Below are 20,909 nucleotides of genomic sequence, written 5' to 3' on the forward strand. Positions count from 1 at the left end.
CCTCACTACCAAAACCTCACATAAATAACTGACAGCAACAATAATATCGTTACAATTAAAATCACAGAAGAAGGCTTCAGCTTAAACATCTCATAATCCAGCTCAAAAGCTTTGGCACTCACCTTTGGCCCCGCCAGGCTGATAGCCACCATTACCAGCACCGTAGTAAGGAAAGACCATCCCAGGCTGATAAAGAAAGGAATTTCGTATTCGCCCTTTGCATTGTGGAAAGCGGAATACAATACCGTTTCAGGACCAAAGATTTTCACAGCAATCTGGTTAAAGAACAGCGAAGCAGCAAAACCAGTAATAATCCCCGCTATGGCGGCAGCGCCACTGGTTCTTTTCCAGAACATGCCGAGGATAAAAGTGGCAAATACACCGGGACTGATAAAGCTGGAATACTTTTGTACAAAAGTATAACCGCCGGCGCCACCAATATCCAGCACATCGTTCCAGGTGAATAACACGCCGATGACGATAGCGGCTATAATAGTGAGCCTGCCTGTCCATACCAGCTGCTTTTCATCTGCTTTGGTATTGATATATTTCTTGTAAACATCTAAAGTAAAAATCGTGGAAATACTGTTGGACTTACCAGCCAGCGAAGCTACTATAGCTGCCGTAAGCGCCGCAATGGCAAGCCCTTTCAAACCGGCCGGCAGCAGGGTTAAAATGGCGGCATAGGCGCCGTCTTTTTGTCCTCCTTCCAGCTGTGGAAGGTGCTCATGCTGATACAACACATACGCCACAATACCCGGCAGCATTACAATTACCGGCATGAGTATTTTGAGTAAGCCGGCGAATAAGATACCCGTGCGGGCGGTTTGCAGATCTGCGCCCAGTGCGCGCTGCGTGATATACTGGTTACAGCCCCAGTAGTTAAGATTACTGATCCACTGTCCAGCGATGTACATACCAAAGCCCGGCAGGATGAGGTATTTATTCACATAGTCCTGCGGTGCGCCCACAGCGGGCTTCTTCAGCATCATATGAAAATGGTCGGGTGCTTCCTGTATCAGGATATTAAAGCCGGCCAGCACATCTTTCCCCATACCAAATTTTTCGCTTACTACGGTTAACGCCATCCAGGTAGTGGCCAGTCCGCCGATGATCAGCACGCCCACCTGTATTACATCTGTGTAACCAATTACTTTCATGCCACCCAGGGTAATCACTACGGAGAAGATGGCCAACGCCACCATCACTTCATGAAAATAGGCGCCCCCAAGTAGTCCGTTGATAGCGAGAGCGCCCAGATACAAAATAGAAGTGAGGTTAACAAATACATATAAAAACAACCAGAATACAGACATAATCAACGCTACGGTTTCATTGTAGCGCGTTTTCAGGAATTGTGGCATGGTGTAGATCTTATTTTTGATATACACCGGCATCAGGAATACCGCCACAATGATCAGCGCTGCTGCACCCACCCATTCATACACGGATACCGCGATGCCCACAAAAAAGCCATCGCCGCTCATCCCGATAAACTGTTCCGCTGAAATGTTGGAAGCAATGATGGAAGCCCCGATGGCCCACCAGGTAAGAGATCCTTCTGCAAGGAAAAAATTCTTTGAAGCGCTTACAGCTCCTTTCTTCTTTCTTTTATAAATCCAATATCCGTAGGTAGCAACAATCACAAAATACAACGCAAATACCAGGTAGTCTTTGAACACAAGTTGATTACTCATAAGTGGAGCGGTTGATCAGCAGTTTTTTTAACGTGGGTAATACCTGGATATAATATAACACTTTCCGGCATGTAAAAAAAAGGATCACCGGAGAGACGTCAGCAAGCCGCATCTCCACCGGTAATCCATAATATCACTGTTCAAAACTTCAAGGTGGATGGTAGATATTTTGCTACCAGGTCTTCGTAATATGGTCTTAATACTTTCCAATCAGGTGGGGTGGGGCTCTTCGAGTACAGGTCGTACGGATTAAACAGATCCACCCATTTAAACATTTCCACATCATGCGCATTCATCAGGTGACCGTAAGCATGTTCCCTGTGCTGCGGATAAAAGGAGTGATAGCGCAGCATGTACAGGGCCGGTTCCGGCAAATGATTTTTCATGATCTGGTAAATATATTCGTCGTGTCCCCAGCTCAGGTGTACATTTTCCAAACCGCAGTTAGGTTCATATACGCCATACTTTGTGTTGTAATCCGGGTTGTTGATGTCCGGGTTATTTTTGAAGAATTCCGGGAAAACAATTTTATCGGAGAAGGCGCAGCCAACAGGAAACGTATCCCCTACCACTGCCCACTGCGGTTCGCCGAACAGGCATAATACTTTGCCCATATCGTGAAACAGGCCGGTGAGTACCATCCAGTCAGGATGACCATCAGCACGGATAGCTTCAGATGTTTGCAGCAGGTGTTGGAACTGGTCCAGGTCTGTATCCGGATCAGAATCATCTACCAACTGGTTGAGAAAATCGAAGGCATCCCATACCGACATTTCTCTTTTATTGAAAGAAAGAAATTCTTTCTCTTTTTCTTTTACAAATGCATAAGACTGGTAAGTATGATTTAACCGGTAAAACTCCCGCACGGTGTCACGTGGAGGCGCTTCATAATTCCGGAATTCAGCAGTGCTTTTTTCCTTGTTGATATTGGCGGGATCAGGATATCGCTCCAGTAAATCATCTTCCCATTGATCAAGTGAAGTAAGTGGTGCAGGATTTGGCTGCCCGTTAACGCTATCCATAATATCAGATTTTAAAAGTTCGTGGAAATGCAGAAAAATATCCTCCTCTAAATATGCGATCTTTTTAAAAATCTTCCGCATAATAGAATAACTTTATTTACTTAACCGATTAAGTAACACGGCCGTTATATGGAAAACGTCACCATCAGAATGCTTGCGGAAAGGTTGCAGTTATCTACCGCTACCATTTCAAAAGCGCTGAGCAACAGTCATGAAATAAGCGAAGAAACAAAGCAGCGGGTGCTGGCGCTCGCCGCAGAGCTGAATTATGTACCCAATCCATATGCCAGCAGCCTGCGGAAAAAGTCCAGTCATACCATTGCAGTGGTCATCCCCGAAGTGGCCGACAGCTTTTTTGCAGAAGCCATCAACGGTATTGAATCTGTTGCACAGGAGAAAGGCTACCATGTGCTTATTTATCTTACCCATGAAAGTTTTGCGAAAGAAGAGGCTATTTTGAAAGATTTCCAGAGCGGACGGGTAGATGGCGTACTTATTTCTGTTACTACAGAAACATCGGCAGCAGCACACGGACTGACACAGCTGGTGAAAGAAATACCCGTAGTGTTTTTCGACAGGGTTTGTGAAGAAGTAACAGCCGCCAGGATCACCACAGACGACGCTAACGCCGCTTATAACGCCACTACACACCTGATTGCCGGCGGATGCCGGAATATCGGCCTGTTATCAGCATCGAGACAGCTTTCTATCAGCAACAGGCGGGCAGAAGGATTCCGGCAGGCACTGGCCGATCATCAGCTTCCGCTTACTCCTGCCAGCATTCTCTATTGCTCCAATGATCCCGCAGCTACCCAGCAACTATTGCAAACAGCCTTACAGCAAAATCATTACGACGGCCTCATTGCCACCACGGAAAAACTGGCCACAGCTGTTTACCTCGCCTGTGAAGAGCTATCCCTCGCTATCCCCGGCGATGTACAGGTGATCGGCTTTTCCAACCTCAGCACCGCACGGTTCCTGCAGCCATCATTAACCACCGTTTCGCAACCCGCCTTCGACATGGGACACGCCGCCGCCACCGTATTGTTCAAAGCGCTCAAAAGCAGCAGCTTTCCGCTGCAGGAGCAGCAACAGGTGATTCCTTCTTCACTGATTATAAGAAATTCTACAAAGTCAGGGCTATAAACAACTATCCCGCAGCATTTTCATGTACGTAGTGCCCTTTTCGCGGGCAAAGCTGATATTGCGTTCGGGGATGTTTTCAGGGTGGGGATATTGCTGCAACGCTTTCTCTATTTCCGCTTCCCGTAAAAGATGCAGCATCGGGTAAACGGACCTGTTGGTATAATTGGCCGCATCCTCCAGATCAGCACCGGCAAACTGGTACAGCGGATGAAAACTCGCCAGCTGGTAAATACCGGTGTACTTCTTCTTATAAATCATTTTTTCCACCACCGACACCAGGTCGAGATAATCACGGAACACCGGAAAGCCTGCGGGAAAAATCAGCAACGTAGTAGATACTGCCGGTTCACTGTCCAGCAGCAAACACTCCTGCAACAGCTCATCACTGGCCACCTGCAGCGATACAGCGCCGCTCACCTGGTACCGGATGCTGTTCTTCTTTACCTCCCTGTTTGCAAAGGGACAGAAGTTACAACCGATCACAAGTTCCCTGACCCAGTTCTGAGTTTGTGTTATTACCGCTGCTGCCTGCTCCGGATCATATACCATAGCAGTGAAGGTACGGATAACTATCTTCTGGTGATCACGGTACTCCTGAAGTGATCGCCTACTTTGTCGTGGCTGATATCATATTGCGCAGCAGGCAGGTAAGATTCAATCATAGGCAAAGCCGGCGCATAATGGTAACTACCGCCGGTTTGCAGCGATGCCAGTATCTCCATATACTTTTTGGCATAGCTCATATAAGCGCTGTTGCTGCGCCCGTGATGATGCAGAAAATGATTGGAGAAAGACAGATTGGAGATGATAGTGCCCCAGCTATTGGGCTCCAGGCGGTATTCCAGCCAGTCGGCAGACCCGAGATAACTTTCCGGCTGTTCAATAAACCGGTCTATTCCATATGCTTTGATGCCCTGTTTACGCAGGTATCGCACCAGGTAAGCATGTTGACCACAACCGATATCCAGCACAGGACCTTTGATGGTAGCCAGGTTTAGCCGCAGCACGGATAATTGCGTGGCGGGTGTATATTCTGCACACACCACCCTTTTTACATGAGGCTCCTGGTCGCCGTTCAGTTCTTTTACAAATGGATTGGTGTGCAGCAACCACTTTGTTAAGCGTTGCCCATGCAGTTGTTCCAGGTCATCGAAATTGGTTTGTTTCCTTTTGAGGCGGGTAACAATATCCTCCATTAACGTAACATATACTGCCTTTAGCGACTCGCCGGCAATACCGGAAACATTCATATACTGGTTGGCAGCGCAAAAAGTAAGCTGGGCCTGGGTAGTGAGGTAATTAACCAAACCTGCTGTCAACCCATCCGCGTTCAATTGTAAAATTTCACGCGGATAGGTGGCCAGCAGGAACCTGGTATAAGGCGTCCACGCCAGTGCGGCGCTTTTCCCGCCATAAAAAAGATTCAGTTCTTTATGTTGATCATGTTGTGACGAAATACTTTTTATTATCTCCGGTAAAACATACATACCTCAAAGGTACGCTGCTTTTAGGGGATCACGGGTAAGTAATCCGTACAAACCTGTTGGCGTCGCGGTAATCGAACTTCGTAAAGGTGCCTACTACCAGCAGCGACTTCTCTCCCACCTGCGGCAGGATCTGTGTAATGCCGCCACTGTTGGCGTTCTGGTCCAGCGTTACACCGCCAATAGTGTTATACGAAGGATGAATAGCGCCTTTGTCGGTGAGCACAATCATGTTGTTGCGAACCAGTCCGCTGAACTCCGTAAAGATACCACTCACAATTACCTCTCCTCCGGGCATTACATGCGCATTGAACAGGTAACCGTTGGAGCCTGCACCTACATTAAACGTGGGATCTACCACCCCGTTTTCGTTGATACGGGCTACGTTAGCGAGTTTAAGTCCGCCGAAAGTATTGAACCGGCCTACAATAATCAGCTTTCCATCTGCCTGGCGGGTCATATTCAGGATATTCTGATCGGGGCCTGCACCTGCCGAAAAGGAAGGATCAATAGAACCATCTGCATTCAACCTGGCAATACGGTTCACCGCTTGTCCGTTGTATTTGGTGAAAGTACCTGCAATCAGCAGTTTTCCATCGGGCAGGAGGATAGAACGGTTGATATAACCATTGGGGCCCTCTTTACCCATGTGTTTCGCCAGGTCGTAGTTGTAGGTACTATCCAGGCTTCCGTCGGGCATTAACCGAACCAGTCCGTTAATCTGTACGGAATCAAGATGTACGGAATCCTGACCGGCAGCGCCGGTGAGGTTATAGTTGGGTTGTACATAAAAACGGAAGAAGCCTGTGAGCAGGATCCTGCCATCTGCCTGCACATGCATATTGGCTACCTGCCCGGAAATGCCGCCCTTCAGGGAAGACACAGTGATTTCCTTCCCGGTAGGACTGAATATTTTATCTGCAGCCAGTGAGCCGTTGTTATTCAGCAGTGCAATACTGTTTACAAAGTTTACGCCTTCATAGTTATTAAAGGCGCCTGCTACCAGGTATCTCCGGTCGGCGCCGGGCAGTGCGGCGGCAGTAGCCACAAAAGTATTGGTGCCGTTTTTCTTGTCCGGGCCAAAACTGCCATCTACTTTCCCATCATGGTTAATCCTGGCCACGCGGTTCAGCTTTCCTTCTTTACCGGAGTTATCGAAGTCAGTAAAATCACCGACCACTAAATACTTCCCGTCTTCCACAGGTATAATATCCGAGATACCTCCGTTAGCGGCTACTTTACTGGGGAAAAGGGTATCCATCTCGAAAACACCGGTTACGCGGAAGAAAGGACCAAAGAAATACTGCTGGTCTACCTGTGCAGCCACGTTACCAGTGGCTGCCTGCGCAGGCACTTTTACGCGCGCGGTGGTATCTGTAAGCGCCAGGATAGGCGCGCTCACGCCGTTAAAAAGGATGGCCAGCTTATCCTTGTTTGCCAGGAAGCCTTTTCCACTGATCAGCACTTCCTCTCCTACACGTGCACGAGCCGGACTGATACCATCTTTATTGATATAGATCGCCGGCTTCACCTGCTCTTTATAAGGATCGTCCCCTTTGGAGCTGATCTTATCTTTGGTACAGGCGCCCAACACTGCCAGCAGCGCTATTAAATACGTATATTTTTTCATACTGAATGCGTTAATGAGTTATTGATTCTGCAGTTCCTGTTCCGCTATTCTGACAAATTCTCCCGGCCGGAAACCGAAGTTGTGCCGGAAATTCAGCACATGCAATACACCGTTTGTTGGTTGAATATCGGAGGTCATCACCTGTACTTTCTGATTATTGGCAAAAGTCACCGGATCATAGGTGATGTCTGTGAGCAGCAGTACACGCGCACCTACCGCTTCCACGCCGTTATAGTTCTGGTAAATTAACCCGATGTTGAGGATATAGCCACTGTTCATCACGTAGTTAATTCCCGGGTAAGCATATACATTCACCGGGTCGATACGCGCAAATTTATTGGCGGTATACTTGCCTTTGAGCATGTACATACCCAGGAATTTCTTCCATACTTTAGGGGGAATATCAGCCAGTTTCACGCTGTCTTCCACCATCCGGTAACGGTATTCATTCAGATCGTCGATCGCGTCCACAATGCTCTGATCTGTTGGGGTAAAGAAGGTAACGGAATCGTTCTGCAACATTTCTTTCAGCCCGGCTTTTTCTACTACATACGCCACGGTATCAAAAAGGTCCGGGTTCTGTACCAGGTACTCGTAAATGGTTCCTTTATAGTGCGGATCTGCAATACCGCTGTCGATATAATAATCTTTTTTACAGGAAGATAACAACAGACCTGTTATCAGCAGAATGCCGGCTATGGGCAATAGCTTTCGCATAGTGAATATTTTTTACAGTTATTGTATCCAGTATTGATTTCTGGTGACCAGCGGATTGTTGTTTACTGCGGATGTGGCTATTGGCCAGGTCCATGCACCTTTCTCCATCAGGTCTGGTGTGAGTGGATTTTCCGTCAGGGTTCTGTCGCCAATCCTGCCGGTGCGGATGAGGTCATACCACAGGTGTCCTTCTCCCATCAGTTCCTTTTCCCTTTCATAGAAAATAGCCGTTTTCAGCGGCTCACCGCCACCGCCGGCGTACAGTTTTGCGCCTGCCCTGTCACGTACCAGGTTGAGCATCGCTATGGCTTCTGCGTTTCTGTTACCCAGGTTGGCCAGTGCTTCTGCTCTCAGCAGGATTACATCTGCATAGCGGAACAGGATGAAGTTGGCATCGTAGTCCCTGGTAATAGGATTGGTGATCGCAGAAAATTTCAGGAACATCGGTTTCTTCTCTCCCTTGGAGGCATAAGGGTCATCAAACCACAGCTCCAGCCTTCTGTCGGATTCACCGCGGGGATATACCCTGTCCAGGTGCCTTACCATCGGGGTAATTTCGCTGTTACCGTTCAATCCATCCCGGATAATAGGATCGTGTAAAGTCCACTGACAGATGAGATAGTGGAAAGCGCCGCCATAGTTGGCATCCAGCGACAGTTCAAAGATGCCTTCTTCAGAGCGGCCTTTGAAAATGGTCTGGAAGGTTTCTTTGGTGTAAGGCAGCAGTTTGTATTCGTGCAGATCCATCAGTTCTTTGATCAGATCGGCGGTTTGTGTCCAGTATTTTTGCTGATTGGCGGGATCAAAACCGGCGCTCCACATGTTGATATGTGCCATCAGCGCCAGTGCAGCGCCTTTGGTGCCACGCACAGCCCTGTTGGTAGGGTCATCGTAGGAAATTACCATATCCTCTTTGCATGCTTCGAGATCTTTGAGACAGAAGTCCAGCACGGTCAGCATTTTTTCACGCGGCCTCAGCGTGATATCATACGGGTCTGTTTGCAGGGGCACATCTCCATACAGCCGTGTCATATAGAAGTAGATGAAGGCGCGTATAAAGCGGGCTTCTGCTACCAGGGCTTTCTTCTCTTTTGAGCTGAAGGCAGGATCTTCAATACCGGGTATCCTGTCGATACAAAGATTAGCGGTAGCAATGGCCTGGTAAAACAATCCCCAGTCCGGGATATCTTCAATACCATCGCCACCGGCCTGCAGCAGGCGGTTGGCGGCCAGGTTGCGGAACCCGTTCTTATCAAACCAGTTCCAGTTACCGGGCCGGAAATCGCCTACATTATATACAACGCCGTTGGTAAATTTCTGCAGCAATTTTGCATAGGCACCACTGATAGCCTTTTGTGCATCGCCTCTTGTTTTCCAGAAATCCTTCCCGGAAAGCGTATCCAGTGGCTTTACTTCCAGGAACTTCTTACAGGAACCCACTCCCAGCAAAAGGCAGAAAAGTATTCCTATTTTAAACCAATGTTTCATCTGAAAATAATTTAAGTGTCATTAAAATTGAGCGCCTATACCGAATGTCAAACTGGTGGCATTCGGATATCCATTGATATCGTCCCTGCCGAGTGAAGTCACGGTTTCTGGATTAGGCCCTGTATACTTTGAGAAGATGCCCACATTGTATGCGGTGAGATAAGCACGCAATACACGCAGTTTTAACTTCTTCATAAAATCAAAATCACGGAACTGGTAAGCCAGTGTGATCTGGTTAATTTTGAAGTAGGAGCCATCTTCCATGTACAGGCTCTGATCCAGCCTGTTAGGCGCTACCTGTGCATCGTGATCAAAAGACCCCACGATGGCAGGATGCGATGCTTTATCGCCCGGATTTTTCCAGTAGTCGATTTTACTGATATCATACAGGTTGATAGGGCCGGCGGCGGTACCGTCTTTACTCAACAGTTGGGGATACTGCAGGCGGTAAATCCTCGCAGCAATAGCGTTATTCAGGATGCTGCGATCCGCCAGGAAAGTACAGTTGATATTGAGCGACAGGTTCCGGTAGCTCAATGTATTATTCAAACCACCGGTGAACATTGGTTCCGGGTTACCCATAATCATATAGTCGGCGCCATCCAGTGCGTAGTCGCCGTTCAGATCTCTCCAGATAGGATCTCCTGCCTGGAAATACTGGGTACCGGGGCCTTTAAACGCTTTGTAACGTACGCCCCTGATAGGATCTACCGGTACATCGGAAGTATTGCTGTATACGCCGTCTGTTTGATACATGTAGTTACTCTGCGGATTTCTGCCCACTTTCAAAGCAATGCTCTGGTAAGTGTTTTGATCCACTGCTATAAAAAGCTGTGAGCCGCCGGGTAATTCCGTGAGCACGCCTTTGTTGTAGGCGCCGTTTATTGAAAAGATCCACTGGAATCCTTTAGGATCGCGGTTCATAATAGGGCGCGTGGTGATAGACAACTCATGACCATAGTTCACAATAGCGCCACCATTCACCTGCATCTTGCCATACCCGGTAGAATTGGGCAACGGGATATCCCGCACCAGGTTGTAGTTGTTTTTATAATAAGTATCATAGATAACTTCCACGCGGCCTTTAAACAAGCCCAGGTCTACCCCGAAGTTGAACTGCGAAGACTTCTCCGGTTCCATGTAGGGGTTAGCCAGTATATTGTAATTAGGATTGATGGAAACGGCGTTGTTGTAGTTTTTCACACTTTCATAGGCACCCAGTGAATTGAGGATAGTAGCGGTAGGGCGACTGTTAACCCCATACGTTACACGCACCGATCCGTAATCCAGCCAGTTCCAGCGCCGCATCAGGTTCTCTTTGTTGAAGTTCCAGCGTACGCCTACAGATGGATTTTTCGTATAGGGGTTATTGATACCCGCAGAAGAGTTTCCATCTAACCGGTAAGCGAGGTCTAATACATACTTGGTCCGGTAGTTATAAGAGAAGAACCCCGCCCACGACGCGGCATGATACACATAAGATACCGGCGTACCATTTACGTTTATTTCGTTCGCATTATTCCAGGGGTTACCGGGATAAAACCTCGGGGAATAACCACGGGGCCCCCAGTAATAATCGTTCGGACCATTGCGTATGTCTTTCACATGCTGGTCATCTGATTTGATGTTTATTTCACTGAATACGCTGGCATATATGTTATGGCTTTTCTCCAGGTCGGACGGTCTGCTGCTGTAGCTGTAGTTCACGCCATTCCTGGTGTTCAGCTCATCGTGACGGCCTACGAAACCATACAAACCGGTTTGGTTGTTATTGGAAAACGATTGGTTAAACCGGTCCCTGGTATCTGTATAGTAATCGTAAGAAGTAGTGGAGTTGATACGCAGTCCGTTTATAATTTCATAGTCTACATCCACGAAGCCACGGATATTGAGGGTGTTATTATCGTCTATATTATTTTCATATCCGCTCAGCTGGGGGTTACCTACAAAGGTAGAAGGGCCGGGCATCAGGGAAGAGGTAAAGGAATTTCCCGCACCATTGTTGGTTAATCCGCCACCATTACCACGTTGCTTCTGACCCAGTGCGCTGAACAACTGTGCGCCGATACGCAGCTTCTTGCTTGGCTGCATATTCAATTGCATGTTCAGGCTGTATTTATTAAAGCCGGTATTCTTTAATACGCCCTGGTTCATCTGGTAGGCAAAGTTTGCCTTGTAGTTCATCTTCAGGTTACCACCGCTGATCTGGACGTTGTTATTGGTATTTAAAGTGGTCTGGTAAAATAATCCCTGCCAGTCGGTAGAATTATTATAAAACGCATTGAGGCTATCTGTCAGGAACTGGGAATCGGGATCTCCCAGTATGCTGCGCGCCGCTTGTGCATCTCTCGCATTTTTCATGATGGAGTTAATACGATACCTCCGCTCTGCATTACCACCAATAGTAGGCCGCAGATTTGGCGGCAGGTTCACAAACAAACTGCTGTTGATATCAATGATCGGGGTAGGTGAATTACCACGTTTGGTGGTGACCACAATTACGCCGTTGGCGCCGCGGGAACCATACAAAGCAGTAGCCTGCGCATCTTTCATTACTACGATGGATTCTACGTCTTCCGGTGGAATCAATGCCAGCGGGCCGGTGGCGGCGCCGGGTTGTAACATCGACTGGGAAATACCTCCGTCGAAATCTACCGGTACGTTATCAATTACCAGCAATGGGTTATTACTGGTGAGATAGGCGTTATCACCACTACCGCTTACATCGAGCTGGGAAACCCCTCTGACGGACATGGTACCACGAAAACCCGGCGCACCGGAATTATTCTGGATATTAAGACCTGCGATTTTACCCTGCAGCAATTCCTGGATATTGGATACCGGTACATCCTGCAGCGCCTTTCCATCGATCACGCCGGCAGATCCGGAGGATGTTTCTTTGGTACGCTTCTGATAACCGATGATCACCGTTTCTTTCAGCGATTTATTTTCCGGGCTCAGGGTAATATTGAGCGTGGTTACCTTCCCTGTTTTAACCGTTTCCAGGCGGTAGCCGATGTAGCGGAACTGGATGGTTTTATCCGGTTCTACGGAAATGGTGAAACGCCCGGTGGGATCCGTAACACCAAGACCTTTATTATTTTTTATATCGATGATGGTTACGCCCGGAATCCCCTCTTTCGAAGCGGCATCCGTCACCCGGCCTTTGATGGTAACAGCCTGTTGGGCATATACCGTGCTGCCGGCTCCTGCAAGTAACAGGAATAGAACAACCAGCGTATGTATGTACCGTTTTTTCATGGCACTAATATTTTAATGTTTCAGAATACAGTTACCAGGTTAATCGTTGGTAAACTTGGGATTTACTTTAAACTTGAAGATCACGTCCCAGCTGCCGGGTTCAAATACGGCAAAGCCATAACCGATACCTGCCTGCCGGCGGATACCATAGGAAACCCGTTCATAGGTGAACATGATGCTGGCTTTTTCATTAATGCCTACATCGGCCAGTACCGGGTACGGACTGGTTACATCCCAGGTAACGATGGCGCTGTCTGATGAAAACTTCCGGTTAAAGCCAAAATTCACATTCAGGCCGGCGGTATTGCTGTAATATCTCAGGCTATCCCATTTGGTAACATTAAACTTCGACATTTTAATAGGTAAGGAATCCTGATCATAAAACTTAAATGTGAGCGTATTCTTAGTAGTACCTGTTTTAACGAAATACACATTTACCTGTTCGCTTTTAATCTCGTTGTTCTGCATATCCTGCACGCCTATTACGGTAGGATGGTTGTAAATAAGGTTATTGGAATTAGACTCTTTCTTTTGCAGGCCGGTGATATCATCAAACTCGTATGGCTCATACGGGCGTGGGCGGCGGAGGTCCAGCTTTCTTTTCTGGAAAGTTTTCTGTCCGCCTTTGTTCTTCACCAGGATATCAAAAGTGTAGATGCCTTGTTTTATTTTGGAAGTATCTGTAGCCCAGAACACAAGATCGCCTGAAGTGGAGCGCATATCGAGGATAGGTCGTTTCACCTGGATGCGTTTGGCTTCAATTTCCGCTACGGATTTTTCTGTACCGCTGTAGTATTCTTTCCATTGCCAGGTATTCACTTCTTCCAGTAGCTCCGGCGCAGGCATACCATCCGGCCGGGCAATGTTCTTCATTTCAAAAGTGAGTGGCTGCGTTGAATTATCTGCGTTGAATTTTCCGTAGAACACATTGGTACGTCCAAAATTAGCCTGGTACGTATCCCCGTCGAAGTTAGCGTTGTTGCTGAAGTGTTCTTTCTCATCCGGCAACAGCTGCTTGTAACAGCCTGTTGCCATCATTGCCAGTGTGCCGGCTATTAATAAAGTATATACTTGCCTTTTCATTTTTATGGATTTATTTTGGTGAAGATGAGACGGTGCAGGTTAAGATTTGCTTTCTTAATCATCACTTTCATCAGGTGCTTTCCTGCGGGCAGATCTGCCGTACCAAAGGCTCCCTGCCAGTTTTGCCAGCCGCCGGTGCCCTGTATCGGGATATCTTCACATACCCTTACTTCATCTATCAGCAGATAAATAAGACCACCGCCATTACCGGCAATCCTCAGTTCCACTTTATATTTTCCGGCTTCTTTGATATCAACGGTGTATCGTACCCAGTCGCCATCGCTGGTCCAGCCGATGTTGTAGTTGCCACCAGGACTTGTGGAGCCATCCCCCTGCGAACAGTTTTCTGTACCCGGGTCATCAGGACGGTAAGTATGACCGCCATTGGGATTGCCGTAATGGTAAGCCACTTCTTTGGGCCCCTCATCATAATCCGCTGCGTTTACGATACCGGGTATTTCAATCGGGTAGCCCAGGTATGGCCCCTGCAGCGGTTCCAGCGATTTGGGATAGGCTTTTCCAACAAAGGAGGTAAAGCCAAATACATGTCTGGTTTCCAGGATGTGCATCAAACCATTGGTAGATTTGATATCCACGTTTTGCGTGAGCGCAATGGACCAGTCTTTTGTAAACCTCGACTCGTTTTTATCACTGTACTGCAATACCGCCGTGCCGGCGCCCACTGCACCGGAAGCATTGGTGCTGGCGGTTTTGCCGTTCATCTCATGACCGTATAAAGATTCCAGGTCGCTGCCATCCGCGTATCTCAACGAATCGGCAGTTACCAGTCCGCGTACAATGTAGCGCCGTAAAAGACTGTCCCATACTTCAAGCGGAATACTGTCCAGCGTCCAGTTGCCTTTATCGCCAAGACGTTCCCTGGAAAAATTCACGTTCCTGATAGCAGTGGTGATGCTGTTATCCTGCGGAACAAAAAAAGTGACCTGTTGACTTTTAAGCGTATCGGTCAGCTTTACGCGGTCTATCAGTAATAGCAGGGTGTCGTACAATCCTCCCTGCTGTTTGAGAAAATCATAGGTACTTACTTTCACTTCCGATACGGGCTTTGCATTCCGGTAGTCCTGCATCCCTTTTTCGCATGCAAAACAAGCCGTGACAGCCAGTAGTATTAAATATTTTTTCATGGCAGTGATTTATTATTTCCAGAAAGAATTTTGAACCAGCGCGCCATTGTTGGACAGCGCTTCCTGCGATAGTGGCCACAGGGCCGCTCCCCTGTCTACATCAGCCTGTGTAAGCCTGGTGTATTGCGGGATCTTTTTGAAATGTACCAGGTCGTACCAGTACCATCCTTCTCCCATCAACTCCCTTCTGCGTTCCAGCAAAATGGCATCCATCAGCTCCTGGCCGGCCATAGCTACGTTTACATTTTTGAGTGCGCGGGAGTTACGGATCTGGTTCAGGTCTTTTTGTGCTTCCGCTGTTTGTCCTAACCGCGCTTTGGCTTCTGCGCGCAGCAGGTACAGTTCTTCATACCGGAATACGATAATGCAGGACGAATACATTTTCAACACCGGGTCTTTCACCGCGCCATTGATCTGTTTCATCTTAAAGAAGATGGGATAGGCTTCTTCCATTTTTGTGAAGAAGTAAGTAGGCCGTTGTTCGCGCGGTTCGCTGTAAATTTTCAGTACACTGTCTTTCGGCACATAAATTTCAGACTCCCTTTTTGGAATATAGGGTTCACGGAGGGTCCAGTCTTCCAGCTGACCGGTGGAAGATATTTCCGCATGGTCAAAGTTCATATCTATCTGGAAGATATTAGCCCCGATACGTCCGCGGAAAGCGCCATCCAGCCGGGTAAGGTCGTTCAGGCTTACAAAGCCGTAACCGGTGTTCGACTGGTTATTGATAACGGTGTTGGCATACTCGAGCGACTTATCATACTCCCCTTTCCAGTTATAGATATGCGCGAGCAGCGTGTAGGCCATCCCTTTGGTGATGGTGATGGAGATATGATGTGATTCGCCCTGGCCGCGGTAATCACCCTGTTGTTCCGGCGATTTACCATTGTATTTCCAGGGTAAGCCATCAATACAGGCTTTTGCTTCTGCAGCTGCAAAGTCCAGTACTTTGTCCGATTTTTCACGGGCAATCGTTTTTGAGGTCCCATCAGACGGAGCAGTGACCAGTGGCACATCTCCCCAGATCCTTACTATATAGTAATACAAAAATGCGCGGATGTAAATGGCCTGTGCGCGGTCCAGTGTCATCTCATTTTGTGAGTAACGATAGTCGGTAGCAGTTACCTGCGGTAATTTTTGTATGGTAAGATTGCATTGCGCAATAGCTGTATAAAATCTTCGCCAGTCGCGCCATTCTTCCATGGTGGAATAACTTGCGTTCAGGTTATTTTCAACTACCGCACGCAGATCACCGCGTTTGGTCGACTGGAAGTCGCCTCCACGCAGGTCTCCGTACACCCAGTGCGCGTTTTCATTTGACATGGCAGCACGCATCAAAGCATAGCAGGCAGACAATCCCGCGCGTGCATCATTTTTAGTCTGCCACATATTTTCTTCTGTCAGGGCACGATGTGACGGCACATCCAGCATTTTTTTACAGGACGGCATACTCACCGCCAGTAATAGTATCAACCCTATCTTTCTCATGATCTTGTTTTTTAACATCAGAATTGAAAATTAAAGCCCAGTGTAAAGGTGCGTGGAGCCGCCCAGTTGTAATACCCTTCGTCATACCCGAAGTAGCTCACTGCTTCCGGATCACCGCCTTTATACTTTGTCCACGTAAGCAGGTTGTTACCGGTGGCGTAAATACGCAGGTGTTCAACACCCGAACGTTTCATCCACTCTGTTTGCATGTTATAGGCTACTGTTAATGCGCGGAGCTTTACAAAGGAGCCATCTTCAAGGAACAGGGTTTGATTGGGCTGATAGGCATATACCGCGCTCCAGGGATTGTATTGCGGGATCTTGCTGTAGTCGCCTTCTACTTTCGACCACCAGCTGATTTCTTTGATCGCCTTTGGATCATCAATAGCTTCCCTGTTGGCGAAATCAAAGCGATCGGCCAGCGCCTGGTTAATCACCTTACGACCAAAAGAATAATTCAGCAGGATGTTCACATCCCATGCGCCGTAGTGGAAGGTGTTGGTGAAACCTCCGGTAGCAGCGGGCGACAAGCGGCCTTTCATTACACGGTCCTTGTCGTTGATATCAAAATCGCGGTTTAAATCTGTCCATTTGGGATCACCCTTTTTCAGGGTAACACCCTGGTAGGTCATTTTCCTGCCTGTTTTTGGATTTACGGGCACTTCATCATCGGAGTTGTAAATGCCTTCATTGAGGAGCAGCCAGTAGCGGTCTACCGGCTTGCCTACCAGGAAGCGGCGGTTGTTGATCACCAGGTCGGTAATCCCGTCAGGCAAAGCCATCAGCTTATTCTGGTTTGTATAAATATTGATACCGGTGGTCCACTGGAATTTCTTTCCTTTCACTACATCTGCATCGATAGACAGCTCATAGCCATAGTTGCGGATGTCCATACCATTTTTTACAATCCCGGTATATCCTTCTTCTTCCAGCGTAGGCACTTTCAGTACCAGGTTGCGGTCTGTTTTGGCGTATACATCCAGCGATGCACGTAACCGGTCGTGAAACAGACCGATATCAATGCCGCCGTTCAACTGTTCTACTACCGGCCAGGAAGTACCCGGTACTACGTAACCGGTGGTATAGGCAGCGTTGATAACAGGGAAACCGTTGTAGGTCGACATATTGGGCACACCGTTCCAACCTGCATCCACATTATATACCGGTCCGCCGGTATACATTTCATCCATCAGCAAACGGCCTACGCGGCCCCAGCTGGCGCGGACATTCAGGTTGCTCAGCCAGGAAGATTCTTTCAGGAAATCTTCCTTATGTACTTTCCATGATGCAGACAAGGTAGGCGATATCAGCCAGCGGTTATCCGCATCGAGGTAAGAGCTGCCATCCCTTCTCACATACAGGGAAACAAAATATTTTTCATTGAAGTTATACCCGATGTTGGTGTAGAAAGATGCCAGGCGCGACTGCGTAAAATCTTTGGTATTAAACATCAGGCGGAAGTTGCCGAAGCGGCCTTCTTTCTGCTGATCGGTACCTGGCTGGTAAATCTTCACATAATCGCTGGAGCCTTTGTAGGCGCGGCCGTAGTCATAGCGCCATTTGTCCCATTGACCATATTGACCGAGCGTTATTTCAACATGATGTTTTCCAGGAAAAGTTTTTGCAAACTGCAGGGAGTTATCGAGAATCATCCGCCTGTTCAGGCCATCGTAGTTGGATACATAGCTGTTGCCTTCACCGAGCGCCGTAGGCACAAAGAAGTCGCGGAAATTTTGTCCGTAGTCAATAGCGAAACGGGTATTCCAGGTGAAGTGCGATAAGAAGCTGTACTTCGCATTGGCAATGATACGGGCTGAATTATTCTTGTTCCGGTTAATGGTATTTTCCAGCGCCGTATAATACTGTTGCAGGTAGGCTTTGTTAGGTGATAAGGGGGCATCGTAGTTAAAGAGATAGTCTTCATCCCCGGCACGGTCGCGGATAAACTCATTCCTCTTACGGTTTTGATTAGCTACGGAAATATCTGTTGTAAAAATCAGGTTCCTGACCGGTTGAATATTGATACCGAAGTTTACATCGTAGCGTTTGATTCCTGTTTTATCATATACGCCCTGCTGCGAGGATTGCCCGATGCTGAAACGGAAGTTCGCGTAAGGGGTACCTCCGCTTACAGCCGCCTGTATACCTTCTGTAAATGCGTTCCGGAGAAAAAGATCGTCCCAGTTGGCAGGGCCATAGTAGCGGGCCTGGGAAGAATCTGCCAGGTAGCGGGGGAAGTTGCGCCATTGCGTTTCATCCGCATATTTCTGGTAGAAGGGCAGGCGGAAATCACTCTCGTATCTGCCGTTTACTGCATCTACCGCGGGTTTCAGCGCCACACCGGCATAAGCATTTACAGACACCCGCATTTGCCCTACACGCGGCGCTTTGGTAGTGATGTTGATAATGCCGTTGGCTGCATTGGGACCGTATTTTGCGCTGGCAGCAAAATCTTTCAGCACTTCAATACTTTCGATATCATTGATATCCAGGAAACCAAGCAGGTTGGTTTCTGTTCCCATCCTGTTAAAATCGAACCGCTGGATGTCGTAGGCAAACGCATGCTCCATGATGAGGGGCACACCATCTACCACATAGGTAGGTTGCGCGTAAAACAAGTCGCGGTTGCTCAATAGCAGGGAAGAGGTGCCTCTTACGAATACGCTGTTACGCTTTCCGGGTTCCGCAGAAGGAATTCGTACATCCACTCCAGTTACCCTTCCTATCAGCATCTGATCGATACTGGTATAAGGGAGTTTTTTCACTTCTCCAATGTCTACTGAAGAAATAGCCCCGCTGGCACTACGTTTCAGGAAAAGTTCATTGTTGGGAAAATATCCCAGCGTGTCGCGCCTGGTAGATGTCACTTTGGAAAAGGCAAGTGAATCTGCATTCACACCGGAGGTATCTTTATTATTTTTAAACAACACATTCTGTGCTTCCGATGAGGTACTCACCAGGCACATGGCTGCAAAAAAATAAATACCTCTGTGCAGGAAAAAGTAAAAGTATTTCATACATGCAATATTTAGGAATGAGAATCCCAGGGTGTAAAAGAAGCTTTACACCACATTAATTTTTTTTTGACATGAACGGGCATAGGTTGCCCTGTTCCCTTTAGGGGAATGTCTGTAAATTTAGAGTTCAGGGCACGCCATGGCCACTACAGCACAATATCTGCCATGCAAAATGCCTCGTGCAGCATAAGCAGGATGCCAAAATAATGTCGACTGTGAAAGCATAACGCCCGTGTAGTAGTTAGGGACAGCGGGTAACCCTGTCAGGATGTAATGAACGTTGAGTCATGGAAACAAAGATTAATTAACGTGAAATTTTCAATCGATCTGTAATTCTGGTTTTCAATAATTGCTAGTACCAACGCACAGTGGGGAAACTACAGCAAACACAGGGTCTAACTGGTCATTTGTACTATCAATGCTCTTTAAATTCTGGTTGTTTTTTTAACGCTACTGCACCAAATGTAATTAGCTAAATGGATTTTTCATAGTTTTTTGTGAATTATTTTTAAAAATTTAATCCTGAGGGGCTACACCGCCTTCATCTCTATGATCCTTTTTTCAAATTCTTCATTCGCCACCACCGACTTATTCTTAATCCGGGTTTTATAAGTGTTGATGGTGTTTACTGAGTACCGGAGGATATGCGCAATTTTATCTGTATCATGAATCCCCATGCGGATTAACGCAAAGATGCGCAGGTCAGGCAAGCGTGCCACCAGCAAAAATCCCAGGATCAGTATGCCCTGTCGGTGGTATAACGCACTAATTCTTCCAGTGCGGCGCGTGTGGGGGAAGGCGGAAAGGTAAAGAGGATCCGGAATGCTTCATCGCGGTAGTCCATCATTTTTTGGGTGGCATAATCAAGGCCGCCGGAGCGGTTCACGGTTTCCACTACAAAGTTCACTTTGTCTTTATCGGTATGCTGGTGCTTTACAATGTGAAGGATCTTTTTCCGCAGCACCGGGGCTGCCTGTTGAACGGTATAGATCAGGGGAAGGGTTACTTTCTTTTCTTTGATATCATTGCCGGTAGGTTTACCGATGTCGGTATTGCCATAATCAAACAGGTCGTCTTTCAGCTGAAAGGCCATGCCTACTTTTTGCCCGAAGTCGTGTAACAGCCGGATGGTTTCCGGGTTATCGCAGGCAGAAGAAGCGCCGGCGGCACAGGCAGCGGCCAGGAAGGAAGCCGTTTTGGCGTTGATGAGATCATAGTAGTCCTTTTCCTCAAAACTCAGTTTATTGGCCTTGGTCAGCTGCAACAGTTCTCCTTCTATCATTTGCTGGATGGCGGCGGCATAAATTTTAAGCAGACCAGGATCATTATTATCAAGCGCCAGCAGTACACCTTTTGTAAAGAGCTGGTCGCCCACCATTACGGATACACGATTTTTCCAGAGGGCATTTACGGAAAACGCGCTTCGGCGTTTCATCGCATCATCAACCATATCGTCGTGTACAAGGGAAGCGGTGTGCAGCATTTCCACCAGCAGGGCGGCGCGGTAACTACCATCGTTGATGGCGCCACACAAGCGGGCGCACAGCAACACAAACATAGGACGCATCTGCTTCCCTTTGTGGGCCGCAATATCCGCCATAATCCTGTTCAGCAACAGTACATCACTTTGCATGGCATCATGAAAAATCTCCTCAAACCGTTGTAGTTCGCTACCAATCGTTTCCCTGGCTAATTGCATATGATCATCACTAAGAACGGGGCCGAAATTAC

The 20,909-nt window shown here is 47.7% G+C and carries 15 protein-coding genes; 1 reads left to right on the top strand and 14 read right to left on the bottom strand.

All coding sequences use genetic code 11. The features are described 5' to 3' along the window. Window positions 1–5: 5 nt before the first annotated feature. Window positions 6–1,697: a sodium:solute symporter family transporter gene (locus B5Z18_RS07315; protein WP_079468716.1), complete on the bottom strand. Its 1,692-nt coding sequence runs from the start codon at window positions 1,695–1,697 to the stop codon at window positions 6–8. Window positions 1,698–1,837: 140 nt separating this feature from the next. Then, a complete protein-coding gene (locus tag B5Z18_RS07320; protein WP_079470001.1) occupies window positions 1,838–2,719 on the bottom strand; it encodes an inositol oxygenase family protein in 882 nt (293 codons plus the stop codon). Window positions 2,720–2,848: 129 nt separating this feature from the next. Here B5Z18_RS07320 and B5Z18_RS07325 point away from each other — a divergent pair, with 129 nt between their 5' ends. After that, window positions 2,849–3,865, top strand: coding sequence for a LacI family DNA-binding transcriptional regulator (locus tag B5Z18_RS07325; protein ID WP_079468717.1), 1,017 nt, complete (start codon window positions 2,849–2,851; stop codon window positions 3,863–3,865). On the opposite strand, the gene B5Z18_RS07330 is transcribed toward B5Z18_RS07325, so the two are convergent. The 12 genes from B5Z18_RS07330 to B5Z18_RS07385 all read right to left on the bottom strand — a co-directional run bounded on the left by B5Z18_RS07330 (window position 3,860) and on the right by B5Z18_RS07385 (window position 20,877). Then, window positions 3,860–4,414: a DUF1415 domain-containing protein gene (locus tag B5Z18_RS07330; protein ID WP_079468718.1), complete on the bottom strand. Its 555-nt coding sequence runs from the start codon at window positions 4,412–4,414 to the stop codon at window positions 3,860–3,862. The two genes, B5Z18_RS07325 and B5Z18_RS07330, sit on opposite strands and share 6 nt — an antisense overlap. Before the next feature lie 20 nt (window positions 4,415–4,434). Then, window positions 4,435–5,352, bottom strand: a complete 918-nt coding sequence (locus B5Z18_RS07335; RefSeq protein WP_079468719.1) for a class I SAM-dependent methyltransferase — start codon at window positions 5,350–5,352, stop codon at window positions 4,435–4,437. 28 nt (window positions 5,353–5,380) lie between these two features. Beyond that, complete coding sequence (locus B5Z18_RS07340; RefSeq protein WP_079468720.1) at window positions 5,381–6,979, bottom strand: IPT/TIG domain-containing protein; 1,599 nt, start codon at window positions 6,977–6,979, stop codon at window positions 5,381–5,383. A gap of 18 nt (window positions 6,980–6,997) precedes the next feature. Next, window positions 6,998–7,696, bottom strand: a complete 699-nt coding sequence (locus B5Z18_RS07345; protein WP_079468721.1) for a fasciclin domain-containing protein — start codon at window positions 7,694–7,696, stop codon at window positions 6,998–7,000. Between the two features lie 18 nt (window positions 7,697–7,714). After that, the gene (locus tag B5Z18_RS07350) at window positions 7,715–9,184 is read right to left on the bottom strand and encodes a RagB/SusD family nutrient uptake outer membrane protein (protein ID WP_079468722.1); all 1,470 of its coding nucleotides are present in this window, start codon (window positions 9,182–9,184) and stop codon (window positions 7,715–7,717) included. A gap of 21 nt (window positions 9,185–9,205) precedes the next feature. After that, window positions 9,206–12,445 carry a SusC/RagA family TonB-linked outer membrane protein gene (locus tag B5Z18_RS07355; protein WP_079468723.1) on the bottom strand — a complete coding sequence of 1,080 codons (3,240 nt, stop codon included), beginning with the start codon at window positions 12,443–12,445 and terminating at the stop codon, window positions 9,206–9,208. 39 nt (window positions 12,446–12,484) lie between these two features. After that, window positions 12,485–13,528, bottom strand: coding sequence for a DUF5007 domain-containing protein (locus B5Z18_RS07360; RefSeq protein ID WP_079468724.1), 1,044 nt, complete (start codon window positions 13,526–13,528; stop codon window positions 12,485–12,487). Window positions 13,529–13,530: 2 nt separating this feature from the next. After that, window positions 13,531–14,673, bottom strand: a complete 1,143-nt coding sequence (locus B5Z18_RS07365; protein WP_079468725.1) for a carbohydrate-binding protein — start codon at window positions 14,671–14,673, stop codon at window positions 13,531–13,533. 12 nt (window positions 14,674–14,685) lie between these two features. Further along, complete coding sequence (locus B5Z18_RS07370) at window positions 14,686–16,161, bottom strand: RagB/SusD family nutrient uptake outer membrane protein (protein WP_159454228.1); 1,476 nt, start codon at window positions 16,159–16,161, stop codon at window positions 14,686–14,688. A 17-nt stretch (window positions 16,162–16,178) separates the two neighbouring features. Continuing rightward, window positions 16,179–19,178, bottom strand: coding sequence for a SusC/RagA family TonB-linked outer membrane protein (locus B5Z18_RS07375; RefSeq protein WP_079468727.1), 3,000 nt, complete (start codon window positions 19,176–19,178; stop codon window positions 16,179–16,181). Window positions 19,179–19,708: 530 nt separating this feature from the next. Further along, window positions 19,709–19,897, bottom strand: a complete 189-nt coding sequence (locus B5Z18_RS07380; RefSeq protein WP_200817211.1) for a hypothetical protein — start codon at window positions 19,895–19,897, stop codon at window positions 19,709–19,711. Between the two features lie 17 nt (window positions 19,898–19,914). Beyond that, window positions 19,915–20,877, bottom strand: a complete 963-nt coding sequence (locus tag B5Z18_RS07385; RefSeq protein WP_079468729.1) for a polyprenyl synthetase family protein — start codon at window positions 20,875–20,877, stop codon at window positions 19,915–19,917. Between the last annotated feature and the right edge of the window lie 32 nt (window positions 20,878–20,909).

The organism is Chitinophaga ginsengisegetis (genome assembly GCF_900168065.1).
Lineage (GTDB): Bacteria > Bacteroidota > Bacteroidia > Chitinophagales > Chitinophagaceae > Chitinophaga > Chitinophaga ginsengisegetis.